Source organism: Cyanobium gracile UHCC 0139 (assembly GCF_034931325.1).
GTDB classification, from domain to species: Bacteria; Cyanobacteriota; Cyanobacteriia; order PCC-6307; family Cyanobiaceae; genus Cyanobium; species Cyanobium gracile_B.
In genome coordinates this window covers 1-11,673 of the sequence record NZ_JAYGHX010000001.1, presented here as the reverse complement: position 1 = coordinate 11,673, position 11,673 = coordinate 1, and the positions used below count along the sequence as shown (strand labels likewise).

Genomic DNA, 11,673 nt, shown 5'->3' with positions numbered 1-11,673 from the left:
CAACGGCAGGAGATTAGGGCTCGGCTGGCGGGCGCCCGGGACCGCTCCAGCGGAACAGGGCGGCGCCCCAGCTGAGGCCGGCGCCGAAGCCGCTGCTGGCGATCAGGTCGCCGGCGCCGACCCGTCCATCGCGGACGGCTTCGTCGAGCATCAGCGGGATCGTGGCGGCGGAGGTGTTGCCATAGGCCGAGAGGTTGCTGAGCACCCGCTCGGCGGGCATGGCGAAGCGGTCGGCCACCGCATCGAGGATGCGCTGGTTGGCCTGGTGCAGCAGCAGCCAGTCCACGTCGGCGGCGGCGGTGCCCGTGGCCTCCAGCAGCTCCGCCAGCACGGCGGGCACTTCGCGCACGGCGAACTTGTAGACCTCCTGGCCGTTCATGTGGATTGGCGCGAAGCCGCCCACCTGGGCGGAGAGATCCCCCACCAGCGGGCGTTGCTCGGCCACCTGGGCCAGGGTGAGGCAGGCGTTGCGGCTGCCGTCCGATCGCATGCGAAAGCCCACCAGGCCGTCGGCGGCGGGGTCGCAGGCCTCCACGGCCACGGCGCCGGCCCCGTCGCCGAACAGGACACAGGTGCGGCGGTCGTCCCAGTCGAGCCAGCGGCTCAGCTGGTCGGCGCCGATCACCAGCACCCGCCGCATCGTGCCGCCGCGGATGTACTGGGCCGCGGTGATCAGGGCGAACAGGAAGCCGCTGCAGGCGGCGGTGAGATCGAAGGCCACCGCCCGATGGGCCCCCAGGGCCGCCTGCACCCGCGGGGCGGTGCCGAACAGGTCGTCCGGGCTGGAGGTGGCCAGCAGGATCAGATCCACCTGGTCGGCCTGCCAGCCCGCATGGGCCAGGGCCGCCCGGGCGGCTTCGGCGGCCAGGCTGGTGACCGTCTCGCCGGGGCCGGCGACCCGCCGGGCGCCGATGCCGGTGCGGCTGCGGATCCAGTCGTCGTTGGTCTCGACCCGCTCGCTCAGCTGGTCATTACTGATGCTGGCGGCAGGGAGGGCGCGTCCGCAGCCCACCAGGGCCATTCCCCGCAAGGCGGCCGTGGTCACCGTCTTGTCCGAGCCGAGCGGCACCCATTCGGTTCACAGGTGGGCACAGTCAACCACAGGTGGTTGCCACTCCGGCGCTCCCCTCGCCGAGGGCGTGCAGGTCGTCCATGACGCCGTGGCTGGCGGCGGAGTGGGCCAGGCGCAGGGCACTCACCACCGAGAGGGCCCGGCTGCTGCCGTGGCCGATCACGCAGACGCCGTCGACCCCGAGCAGCAGGGCCCCGCCGTGCTCGGCATGGTCGAGGCGTTTCTTGATCCGCACCAGGTTGCTGCGCAGGAAGGCGGAGCCCACCTTGCCCCGCCGTCCCCGGGGCAGCTCGGCCCGCAGCACGTCCAGCAGGACGCTGCCCACTGATTCGAGGAATTTCAGCAGCACGTTGCCGGTGAAGCCGTCGCAGACCACCACGTCGAAGTCACCGGAGAGGATGTCGCGCCCTTCGCAGTTGCCGGCGAACACGAAGCGCTCGTCCCCCGCCAGCAGCGGATGGGTGCGCAGGCAGAGGTCGTTGCCCTTGCACGCCTCTTCGCCGATGTTCACCAGGCCGATACGGGGCCGCTTCACCTGCAGCACGTCGCGGCTGTAGATGTTCCCGAGCAGGGCGAACTGGTGCAGCCATTCGGGCTTGCAGTCCATGTTGGCCCCCACGTCGAGCACCAGCACCTGCTGGCTGGGGTCCTTGGTGGGGAACAGGGCGCCGATGGCCGGCCGATCGATGCCGGCCAGTCGGCCGAGGCGGAAGATCGCCGCCGCCATCACGGCGCCGGAGTTGCCGGCGGAATAGACGGCGGTGGCCTCGCCGTTCTTGACCAGGTCCATGGCCACGTTGATGCTGGCGTCGCGCTTGCGGCGCACCACGGTGGCCTCCTCGTTCATGCCCACCGACGGGCCGCTGGGCACCACCTGGACCAGGCCGCGCTGCACCGCCTCCTCCAGCTCATGGCCGAGGCCCATGGCCGCCACCGCCTGCCGCAGCGGCTCCGGCTCGGCCACGAATCGGATGCGCAGGGGCAGCAGGGCCACGGCCCGCAGGCAGCCCTCCAGGATCGGTCCCGGGGCGTGGTCCCCGCCCATGCCGTCGACGGCCACCCAGAGGCGCTGCCGGTCGTCGATGGCGGCGCCGGTGTGGCTCCCCTGCTGCAGACGGCGCAGCGGATCGAACACCAGGGGCTGGAGCACGGAGCCCGCCACGTTGGTGGCGGCGCCAGCCATGCTGCCGGCCACCGACACCGCCCCCGAGGCGGCGCCGCTGGCGGTGGCGGTGGCGGTGCCCACCAGGCTGGTGACGGCCGCGTTGCGGCGGTACCAGATCACCAGGCGGCGGATCGTGCGGTTGGGTTTGGGGCGATTGGAGGCGAAGCGACGGCCGTCGCGCCCTGCGCCTTCAGGATCCTTCGGTGGCAACGGGTTCAACGATGCGCTGGAACAGATAACCGGTGCCCCGCGCCGTGAGGATCAGCTCGGGGTTGGCTGGATCATCCTCCAGTTTGGAGCGCAGCCGCGAGATGTGGACATCCACCACGCGGGTGTCCACATGACGCTCGGGCGTGTAGCCCCACACCTCCTTGAGGATCTCGCCGCGGCTGAAGGGCTCGCCGGAACGGCTCACCAGCAGCTCCAGCAGGCTGAACTCCATGCCGGTGAGGCGGATGCGCTCATCGCCCCGGTACACCTGGCGCTTGTTGGTGTCGATGCGGAGATCGCCCACCTGGATCACGCCGGAGTTGGGGATCCCCGCGCCCGGGTCCTTCTCGACCCGTCGCAGCACGCAGCGGATGCGGGCCTCCAGTTCCTTGGGGCTGAAGGGTTTGACGACATAGTCGTCGGCCCCGAGCTCGAGCCCGGTGATGCGGTCGGCCACGTCACCGAGGGCCGTGAGCATCACGATCGGCACGTCCGATTCCTTGCGCAGCTCCTGGCAGACGCCATAGCCGTCGAGCTTGGGCATCATCACGTCGAGGACCACCAGGTCCGGCAGGACGCGGTGGAAGGCCTCGATGGCCTCCTCGCCGTCGCTGGCGGTGACCACCTGATAGCCGATCATCGAGAGGCGCGTCTCGAGGATCCGGCGAATGCTGGCCTCGTCGTCGACGACGAGGATCGTTTCCTTGGCGGTGGGGGAGGCCGTCATTGCGCGGCGAGGAGAATGCAACACGGTTCCGACCCACTGAACCGGCCGGAAGGTCGGGAATTCACCGAACGCCACCTTTCTTCATACACACCGCCCGCCCGCCTTGGCCCGTCCCGGTTCCTCGTTCGTCTGCCAGGCCTGTGGCGCCAGGACACGGCAGTTCTTCGGCCGCTGCGCCGCCTGCGGCGGCTGGAACACCCTGGTGGAGCAGAGCGAGCCGAGCGGCGATACCCGCCGCCGCCGGCCGGTGGCCTCCAGCACGGTTCCGGGGGCTGACGGGGCCGGGATGCCGGGCCGGCCCCGCCGCTCCGAACCGATCCAGGCCGTCGGAGACCTGCCCCTGCAACGCCTGGCCAGCGGCTACGGCGAACTGGACCGGGTGCTGGGCGGCGGCCTGGTGCCCGGTTCCCTGGTCCTGCTGGGGGGTGACCCGGGCATCGGCAAGAGCACCCTGCTGCTGCAGAGCGCCCGCGCCATGGCCTCGCGGTCGGTGGTGCTGTACGTGAGCGCCGAGGAATCGGCCCAGCAGGTGAAGCTGCGCTGGCGGCGCCTGGCCGAGGACGGCTCCGGCGCTGCAACCGGCGCCGTGCCGGAGGCAGGCGACGGCGACAGCGAGGGCCTGCGCCTGCTGGCGGAGACCGACCTGGAGCTGGTGCTGCAGGAGCTGGAGACCCTGCGGCCCGCGGTGGCGATCATCGACAGCATCCAGGCCCTGCACGACGCCGAGCTGGGCAGCGCCCCCGGGTCGGTGTCCCAGGTGCGGGAATGCGCCGCCGCCCTGCAGCGCATCGCCAAGCGGCAGCACACCGCCCTGGTGCTGGTGGGGCACGTCACCAAGGAGGGGATGCTGGCGGGTCCCAAGGTGCTCGAGCATCTGGTGGATGCGGTGCTCACCTTCGAAGGGGACCGCTTCGCCAGCCACCGGCTGCTGCGAGCGGCGAAGAACCGCTTCGGCGCCACCCACGAACTGGGGGTGTTCGAGATGCGGGGGGCGGGCCTGGTGGAGGTGAGCAACCCCAGCGAGCTGTTCCTGGCCGGGGATGGCCCCAGTCCCGGCACCGCCACGATCGTGGCCTGCGAGGGCACCCGCCCGCTCCTGGTGGAGATCCAGGCCCTGGTCAGCCCCACCAGCTACGCCAGCCCGCGGCGCACCGCCACCGGGATCGGCACCAACCGGCTGCACCAGATCCTGGCGGTGCTGGAGAAGCACATGGGCCTGCCCCTCTCCCGCTTCGACTGCTACCTGGCGGTGGCTGGTGGCCTGGAGGTGGAGGAACCGGCGGCGGATCTGGGGGTGGCGGCCGCCGTGGTGGCCAGTTACCGCGACCTCACCCTGCCGGCGGGCACCGTGCTGCTGGGGGAACTGGGACTGGGGGGCCAGCTGCGGCCCGTGGGCCAGCTGGAGCTGCGCCTGCAGGAGGCGGCCCGGCTGGGGTTCGTTCGGGCCGTGGTGCCCCGCGGCAGTGCCCTCGGGTCGGTGGCGGCCGGCCTGGGCCTGCAGCTGCTGGAGGCGGCCACGGTGGCCGAGGCCCTGGTCGCCGGCCTGGGGGTCAACCCCGAGTCGTCAGAAGGAGATGTCTGATCAGAAGTAGACGTCGACGTTGCTGCGGCCGGAGGACTTGAGCCAGTTCTCGATGTCCAGGTAGCCGCCCGGGTAGAGACGCACCGCCTTGGTCCAGTGCACGGCCGCCTCGTCGAACCAGCGGTCGGCCGCGTCCTGGTCGCCGGTCTCCTCGGCCAGCCGGCCCCACTTCTCGTAGATCAGCCCCATGTTCTTGAGGCAGGAGGGGGAGTTGCCGTTGGCCTCCAGGGACTGGCGGTAGTAGTCGAGGGCCTTCTCCTCCTCGCCGTTGCTCATGAAGATGATCGCCATGTTCTTGAAGATCTCGCCCCGGTCGATGCTGTTCTCCTCGAGCTTCAGGGCCTCCTCGTAGTTCTCCAGCGCCTCCGCGTAGTCGCCGTCGTTCTGGGCCGACAGGCCGTCGCGGTAATAGACGTAGGCCTCCTTCGCCTTGGGATCGATCGGCAGCAGCTTGACGATCAGGTCGGCCATGACCGTGAAGCTCTTGTCGATGAAGTTGTCGTTGCGCTGCGAGCGGGGCAAGGGTCCAGGTCCGGATCGTCACCCCATCCTGCCTCGGGCGGTCGGGGCAAGGGCGTGGCGGCTCCCTAGCCTGGGGCCCGGCCCCCCCTCCGGCACCCAGCACCGGCACCCCCCGCTTGAGCGCCACCCCCCCCGCCAGCAGCCCCCGCGAGCCGTTGCTCCTCGATGTGGAGGGCATGAAATGCGGCGGCTGTGTCCGCGCCGTGGAGCAGCGCCTCCTGCAGACCGCAGGGGTGCGCCAGGCGAGCGTCAACCTGCTGACCCGCACGGCCTGGGTGGATCTGGAGCCCCGGGTCGAGGGACCCGACGGCAGCGCCGCCGATCCGCTGCCCGCCCTGCTGGGCAGCCTTGAGGGCCTGGGCTTCCAGGCCCGGCTGCGCCCCCAGGAGCCGGAGCCGGCCAGCCAGCGGGAGCGCCGCCAGGCCGAGCAGTGGTGGCGCCACTGGCGCCAGCTGCTGGTGGCCCTGCTGCTGTTGCTTGTCTCCGGACTGGGGCATCTGGCCGATGCCGGTCTGCTGGCCTGGCGCGGCCCCTGGCCGCTGCTGGGCAGCCCCTGGTTCCATGCCCTGGTGGCCACCCTGGCCCTGGCCTTCCCCGGCCGGCCGATCCTGGTCCGCGGCGCCCGTTCGGCCCTGGCCGGGGTGCCCGGCATGGACACCCTGGTGGGACTGGGGGTGGCCAGCGCCTACCTCTCCAGCCTGGTGGGCTGGCTGTGGCCGGCCAGCGGCTGGCCCTGCTATTTCAACGAGCCGGTGATGCTGCTCGGCTTCGTCCTCACCGGCCGTTTCCTCGAGGAGCGCGCCCGCTACCGCACCGGCCGGGCCATTGAGGAGCTGGGCGCCCTCCAGCCCGACCATGCCCTGCTGCTCCTGGGCGACGACCCCCCCCGCCAGGTACGGGTGGGGGGGCTGCGGCCGGGCGACCGGCTGCGGCTCCTGCCGGGGGACCGGGTGCCGGTGGACGGGGTGGTGCTGGAGGGCTGCTCGCGCGTCGACGCCTCCAGCCTCACCGGCGAGTCCCGGCCGCAGGCGGTGGAAGCGGGCAGTGAGCTGGCCGCCGGCCTGCTCAACCTGGAGAGCTCCCTGGTGCTGGAGGTGCGCCACAGCGGTGCCGACAGCGCCATCGCCCGCATCGTGCGGCTGGTGGAACGGGCCCAGGCCCGCAAGGCCCCGATCCAGGGGCTGGCCGACAGGGTCGCCGGTCGCTTCACCCTCGTGGTGCTGCTGCTGGCGCTGGCCACCCTGCTGTTCTGGTGGCTGTGGGGGTGCCGACACTGGCCCGAGGTGCTCACCGTGGCCGCGGCCACCGGCCATGGCGCCCACGGCCACGGCTCCCTGGCTCACGGGGGCGGGGGAGCCGGCACTCCCTTCAGCCTGGGGCTGCAACTGGCCATCGCGGTGCTGGTGGTGGCCTGTCCCTGCGCCCTGGGCCTGGCCACGCCGACGGCGATCACGGTGGGTTCCGGGCTGGCGGCCCGCTCCGGCCTGCTGTTCCGGGGCGGCGATGCGATCGAGACCGCCTCGCGGCTGGAGGCGGTGCTGTTCGACAAGACCGGCACCCTCACCATCGGCCGCCCCCTGGTGACGGACGTCCGGGTTGTGGGGGCGGCCCCGGGCAGCCCGGCGGTGGCGGCCGAGGCCGCCCGGCTGGTGCAGCTGGCGGCGAGCCTTGAGCAGCACAGCCGCCATCCCCTGGCCCACGCCGTGCTGCAGGAGGCGCAGTGCCGGGGACTCCCCCTGCTGACCGTCAGCGAGGCCCAGACCCTCCCTGGGGAAGGGTTGCAGGGGTTGGTGGAGGGCTCCGGCCTGGTGCGGGTGGGGCGGCTGGACTGGCTGGCTCGCCACGGGGTGAGGGTGGAGCCCGCAGTCGCGGCTCTGCAGCAGGACCTGGAGGCCGGCGGGGCCACCCTGCTGGCGGTGGCTGCCGAGGGACGGCTGCTGGGACTCCTGGCGGTGGAGGACAGGCCGCGGGCCGATGCAGCCGCCACCGTGAGCCGCCTGAGGCGGCTGGGGCTGCGGCTGGGCCTGCTCAGCGGTGATCGGCGCGCCAGCGTCGAGGGGCTGGGCCGCCGCCTGGGCCTGCGGACGGAGGAACTGGCCTGGGAGCTGCGGCCCGAGCAGAAGCTGGAACGCCTGCTGCTGGCCCATCGTCAGGGGGCCGTGGCGATGGTGGGCGACGGGATCAACGATGCCCCTGCCCTGGCCGCCGCCGACCTGGGCATCGCCGTCGGCACGGGCACCCAGATCGCCCAGGAGAGCGCGGCCCTGGTGGTGATGGGGGAAGGACTCGACGGCATCGTCCGGGCCCTGGAGATCGCCCGACGCACCATGGCCAAGGTCCGCCAGAACCTGGCCTGGGCCTTCGGCTACAACCTGATCGTCCTGCCGATCGCCGCCGGTGCGCTCCTGCCGGGCTTCGGCCTGAGCCTCTCGCCCGAACTGGCGGCCCTGCTGATGGCCTTCAGCTCGATCACCGTCGTCGGCAACGCCCTGCTCCTGCAGGATCTTCCCCCGGATCGGTCGCCATGAGCGGGCGCTTCCTGGTGCTGGAGGGCATCGACGGCTGCGGCAAGACCACCCAGATCGAGGCCCTGCGCGCCTGGCTGCCGCTCAGCGGCCTGATGGCCCCCGACTCGCGGCTGGTGGTGACGCGGGAACCGGGCGGGACGGCCCTGGGCCAGGCGCTGCGAGCCCTGCTGTTGCACCCTCCAGACGGGGTCGCTCCCGGCAGCCTCTGCGAGCTGATGCTCTATGCCGCCGACCGGGCCCAGCACGTCGAGGAGTGCCTGCGCCCCGCCCTGGCCGCCGGCGACTGGGTGCTGAGTGATCGCTACAGCGGCTCCACCGCGGCCTACCAGGGCCATGGCCGCGGCCTGCCCATGGCCACCATCCACCAGCTCGAGGCGATGGCCACCGGCGGCCTGGAGCCCGATCTCACCCTCTGGCTCGATCTGCCCCTGGCCGGGTCCCTGCGGCGCCGCGGCGGTCGGCCCGCCGACCGGATCGAGGCCACGGGCGAGGCCTTCCTGCAGCGGGTCAGCGACGGCTTCGCCACCCTGGCCGCCGAGCGGGGCTGGCAGCGGGTCGCGGCCGGAGGGCCGATCGAGCAGGTGACGGCCCACTGCCGCACCCTGATCACGGAGCACCTGGGCGCCGCCGACGCACGGGGCCATGGCTGAGCTGTTCGCCGATCTGGTGGGCCAGCCCCAGGCGGTGGCCCTGCTCACGGCCGCCCTGGAACGGCGTCGGCTGGCACCCGCCTACCTGTTCGTCGGGCCCGAGGGCGTGGGCCGCCGGCTGGCGGCCCTGCGCCTGCTCGAAGGGGTGCTCGCCGGGGGAACCACCGGATCGGTACCGCTGCGGCGACGCCTGGCGGAGGGCAACCACCCCGATCTGCTCTGGGTCGAGCCCACCCACCTGCACCAGGGCCGGCTGGTGAAGGCCTCCGAGGCCGAGGCCCAGGGCCTCAGCCGCCGCAGTCCCCCCCAGTTGCGTCTGGAGCAGGTGCGGGAGGTGACCCGTTTCCTGGCACGCCGTCCGGTGGAGGGGGAGCGTTCCCTGGTGGTGCTGGACACGGTCGAGGCCATGGCCGAAGCGGCCGCCAATGCCCTGCTCAAGACGCTTGAGGAACCGGGCCACGGCCTGCTGATCCTGCTCACGGCGACGCCGGACCGGCTGCTGAGCACCATCCGCTCCCGTTGCCAGGCCATCCCCTTCGCGCGTCTGTCCCCCGCCCTGGTGCACCAGGTGCTGGCGGGCCTGCCGGCGCCGGAGGGGGCTGGGGAGGGGGGCGTGGCCGATCCTCCCGAGCTCATCGAGCTGGCCGCCGGCTCGCCCGGGGCCCTGCTGCGCCACCGGCGTGTCTGGCACGGACTGCCCGAAGGCCTGGCGGACCGGTTGCTGGCCCTGGGCCGGGAGCCGATGGAGGCCCTTGGTCTGGCCCGCGATCTCAGCGAGGCCCTCGATGGTGAGCAGCAGCTCTGGTTGCTCGACTGGTGGCAGCTGCAGCTCTGGCGGCGGCGCCTGGAGGCGGCGCCCCTGCGGCGCATTGAGCAACTGCGCGCCCACCTGCTGGCCTATGTCCAGCCGCGGCTGGCCTGGGAGGTGGCCCTGCTCGACCTGGGCACCTGAGGGGGCCGCTCAGGCCACCGCCCCTTCGTTCGTTTTGGCATCAGCCGTGAGCCTGGCCTCCCTGGCACTGCGGATGGCGGCGGCGAGGGGTTCCATCTGATCGGCGGGAGGCAGCTCAAGGCAGTAGCCGGCGCCGTAGACGGTCTTGATGAAGCGGGGTTTGCGGGGATCGGGTTCGAGCTTGGTGCGGAGGTGGCGGATGTGGACCCGGATGGTTTCGATGTCGTCGTCGGGTTCGTAACCCCAGACCTCCTTGAGGATGAGCGAGGGGGCGACGGTCTGTCCGTGGCGCTGGAGAAGGCAGTGGAGGAGTTCGAACTCGGTGTGGGTGAGGCGGACGGGTGCATCGAACCAGATGGCCTCGAAGCGCTCGGGAACGAGGGTGAGACAGCTGAAGCTGAGGATTTCGTTGTGCTTGGCGGAGAGGGGGGCGCGCTCGCTGCGCCGGAGAAGGGCCTTGACCCTGACCATGAGCTCCTCAAGGTCGAAGGGCTTGGTGAGGTAGTCGTCGGCCCCGGAGTTGAAGCCGCTGACCTTGTCCTTGGTGCTGCCGAGGGCGGTGAGCATGAGGATGGGGATCTTGGCGGTGCGCTCGTCGCGGCGGAGGCGCTGACAGAGGGTGAGGCCGTCGACCTTGGGCAGCATGAGGTCGAGGAGGATCACATCGGGGCAGTACTGAACCGCCAGGGCCTGGCCCTTGATGCCGTCGGCTGCTCTCTGGACATCGAAGCCGCCGTGCTCGAGGTGTCCGGCGACGAGATCAAGCATGTCGCCGTCATCTTCGATGAGCAGGATCGAGGGCTTCATGGGAGGGTCGAGGCGAGGCGTGTCGTCGTGGGTGCCTGAGGGGGGAACACGGGCACGGGAGCCAACAGTGTCGTGGCTTTGCGGCAAGGCCGCAGGGGGCAGGGTGCAGGTGCGCTCCCTGGCCGGGGGCGGCAGCTCGGCTCAGGGGACAGCCGTCGGAAGCCGTGGCCGGTGGCTGGGGCCCGGCAACGGGCGGAAGGAGAAACTCCCCGGGCGGGATTCGAACCTGCGACCAATCGGTTAACAGCCGACCGCTCTACCACTGAGCTACCGAGGAAAACACCCGGCGTACCGGGATTTGAAGACCTTACCTTTCGGCCCCGCCGGCGGGCAAGGGGGCCAGGGAGCGGCGCAGGCTTTCGCCGCTCTGCCAGGGGCCGATCGTGCCGGCTTCCATGCGGGCGGCCCCGTCGCAGCACTCCAGTTCCTCAAGGCGGTGGGTGATCCACAACGCCGTGAGGGGGGACGGGCTGCGGTGGCACAGTCGGTGAATCAGCTCCAGCACCTCCTTCTGGCTGTCCGGATCCAGCAGTGCCGTGGGTTCATCGAGCAGCAGCAGGGTCGCCGCGCTGGCCAGGGCCCCGGCGATCGCCAGCCGCTGCTTCTGGCCGCCGCTCAGGGTATGGATGGGGCGCTGCTGCAGGCCCGCCAGGCCCACCTGGGCCAGGGCCGACGCCACCCGCCCGGCACGGGCGCGATCGTCGAGTCCCTCAGGGAGACCCAGTTGCAGATCGCTGCCGCAGCTGGGCAGCAGCAGCTGGTGGTCGGGGTTCTGGAACACCAGGGCTGGCCTGCCCTGGCAGGTGATGGTCCCGGCCGTCGGTGTGAGCAGGCCGGCGATCAGGCGCAGCAGGGTGCTCTTGCCGCTGCCGTTGCTGCCGACGAGCATCCAGAGGCCTGGCCCCGGAATGCGCAGCTGACAGTCACTCAGGGCCAGGGCCCCTTCGCCCCAGCCAAAGCGGAGTCCCTCAACCCTCAGGGGCGGCTCGACCGCCTCTGAGGTCGCCGCTGCGGTCAAGGCTCGAAGCTGAAGCCGGGACGCTTGCCACCGCCGGCGACCGATGACTTCTCATAAATCTGCACGGCGACGATCTCGCCGCTCAGGAGACTGACGCGCTTCTGCTCGTCCTTCTCGCAGGTGAGCTCGAGCACCTTGGGGTGCCCGCTCTCGAGCGCCTGACGCACTTCCCCGTACAGGGCCCGGGCGGCCTCCAGGTCCTTGCGCTGGACGGCAACGGGCATGGGGCTGAGCCGGAGGGAGATCTCGACGACGTACATGGTGGAGGGGTCTGGGGCCGGGACGGCGGGGAGGGCTGGCCAGGCCACTCTGGCGAATTGTCGGCCGTCGGGGAGGCGTAGGTGCTTGTACTCAATCCCTGAGGGCGACGGCCCGCTCGGACGCACAGAAAGGGCGTTCTCTTTTAAAGTCTGCTTGTAACGCTTCGTGAAGCACCTCCC

At 71.7% G+C, this 11,673-nt stretch carries 11 protein-coding genes and 1 tRNA gene; 4 read left to right on the top strand and 8 right to left on the bottom strand.

All coding sequences use genetic code 11. The annotated features are described in order from the left end of the window. Nucleotides 1-13: 13 nt before the first annotated feature. The 3 genes from VB738_RS00060 to rpaB all read right to left on the bottom strand — a co-directional run bounded on the left by VB738_RS00060 (nucleotide 14) and on the right by rpaB (nucleotide 3,174). Nucleotides 14-1,021, bottom strand: a complete 1,008-nt coding sequence (locus VB738_RS00060) for a beta-ketoacyl-ACP synthase III (protein WP_323304379.1) — start codon at nucleotides 1,019-1,021, stop codon at nucleotides 14-16. A gap of 73 nt (nucleotides 1,022-1,094) precedes the next feature. Then, on the bottom strand, nucleotides 1,095-2,447 hold the full coding sequence (gene plsX / locus VB738_RS00055; RefSeq protein WP_323303791.1) for a phosphate acyltransferase PlsX: 1,353 nt from the start codon (nucleotides 2,445-2,447) through the stop codon (nucleotides 1,095-1,097). Next, nucleotides 2,428-3,174 (bottom strand): response regulator transcription factor RpaB, encoded by a 747-nt coding sequence (gene rpaB / locus VB738_RS00050; protein WP_015110442.1) that lies wholly within the window; start codon nucleotides 3,172-3,174, stop codon nucleotides 2,428-2,430. The genes plsX and rpaB overlap by 20 nt, the downstream gene beginning before the upstream one ends. A gap of 103 nt (nucleotides 3,175-3,277) precedes the next feature. Between rpaB and radA the strand changes: the two genes are divergently transcribed. Next, nucleotides 3,278-4,756: a DNA repair protein RadA gene (gene radA / locus VB738_RS00045; RefSeq protein ID WP_323303790.1), complete on the top strand. Its 1,479-nt coding sequence runs from the start codon at nucleotides 3,278-3,280 to the stop codon at nucleotides 4,754-4,756. On the opposite strand, the gene VB738_RS00040 is transcribed toward radA, so the two are convergent. After that, nucleotides 4,757-5,278: a photosystem I assembly protein Ycf3 gene (locus VB738_RS00040; protein ID WP_323303789.1), complete on the bottom strand. Its 522-nt coding sequence runs from the start codon at nucleotides 5,276-5,278 to the stop codon at nucleotides 4,757-4,759. Between the two features lie 116 nt (nucleotides 5,279-5,394). On the opposite strand from VB738_RS00040, the gene VB738_RS00035 reads away from it, so the two are divergent. From VB738_RS00035 to VB738_RS00025, 3 genes are read left to right on the top strand one after another with little or no spacing between them, the layout of a single operon-like run. Then, nucleotides 5,395-7,806, top strand: a complete 2,412-nt coding sequence (locus tag VB738_RS00035) for a heavy metal translocating P-type ATPase (protein WP_323303788.1) — start codon at nucleotides 5,395-5,397, stop codon at nucleotides 7,804-7,806. After that, nucleotides 7,803-8,456, top strand: coding sequence for a dTMP kinase (gene tmk / locus VB738_RS00030; RefSeq protein ID WP_323303787.1), 654 nt, complete (start codon nucleotides 7,803-7,805; stop codon nucleotides 8,454-8,456). The genes VB738_RS00035 and tmk overlap by 4 nt, the downstream gene beginning before the upstream one ends. Next, a complete protein-coding gene (locus tag VB738_RS00025) occupies nucleotides 8,449-9,408 on the top strand; it encodes a DNA polymerase III subunit delta' (protein WP_323303786.1) in 960 nt (319 codons plus the stop codon). Before tmk ends, VB738_RS00025 begins: the two co-directional genes overlap by 8 nt. Nucleotides 9,409-9,417: 9 nt before the next feature. Here the strand turns inward: VB738_RS00025 and VB738_RS00020 are convergent, their stop codons facing one another. The 4 genes from VB738_RS00020 to VB738_RS00005 all read right to left on the bottom strand — a co-directional run bounded on the left by VB738_RS00020 (nucleotide 9,418) and on the right by VB738_RS00005 (nucleotide 11,493). Further along, entirely contained in the window at nucleotides 9,418-10,215 is a 798-nt protein-coding gene (locus VB738_RS00020; RefSeq protein WP_323303785.1) for a response regulator transcription factor, read from the bottom strand. Between the two features lie 205 nt (nucleotides 10,216-10,420). Next, nucleotides 10,421-10,492 (bottom strand) — tRNA-Asn (locus VB738_RS00015). A 30-nt stretch (nucleotides 10,493-10,522) separates the two neighbouring features. Then, nucleotides 10,523-11,233, bottom strand: coding sequence for an ABC transporter ATP-binding protein (locus VB738_RS00010; protein ID WP_323303784.1), 711 nt, complete (start codon nucleotides 11,231-11,233; stop codon nucleotides 10,523-10,525). Then, the gene (locus tag VB738_RS00005; protein ID WP_323303783.1) at nucleotides 11,230-11,493 is read right to left on the bottom strand and encodes a hypothetical protein; all 264 of its coding nucleotides are present in this window, start codon (nucleotides 11,491-11,493) and stop codon (nucleotides 11,230-11,232) included. Before VB738_RS00005 ends, VB738_RS00010 begins: the two co-directional genes overlap by 4 nt. Between the last annotated feature and the right edge of the window lie 180 nt (nucleotides 11,494-11,673).

Bases quoted from the DNA above. Each gene is read 5' to 3' on its own strand.
- rpaB (WP_015110442.1), bottom strand. From the start codon at position 3,174: ATGACGGCCTCCCCCACCGCCAAGGAAACGATCCTCGTCGTCGACGAC.
- tmk (WP_323303787.1), top strand. From the start codon at position 7,803: ATGAGCGGGCGCTTCCTGGTGCTGGAGGGCATCGACGGCTGCGGCAAG.
- VB738_RS00005 (WP_323303783.1), bottom strand. From the start codon at position 11,493: ATGTACGTCGTCGAGATCTCCCTCCGGCTCAGCCCCATGCCCGTTGCC.
- VB738_RS00020 (WP_323303785.1), bottom strand. From the start codon at position 10,215: ATGAAGCCCTCGATCCTGCTCATCGAAGATGACGGCGACATGCTTGAT.
- VB738_RS00025 (WP_323303786.1), top strand. From the start codon at position 8,449: ATGGCTGAGCTGTTCGCCGATCTGGTGGGCCAGCCCCAGGCGGTGGCC.
- VB738_RS00060 (WP_323304379.1), bottom strand. From the start codon at position 1,021: ATGGCCCTGGTGGGCTGCGGACGCGCCCTCCCTGCCGCCAGCATCAGT.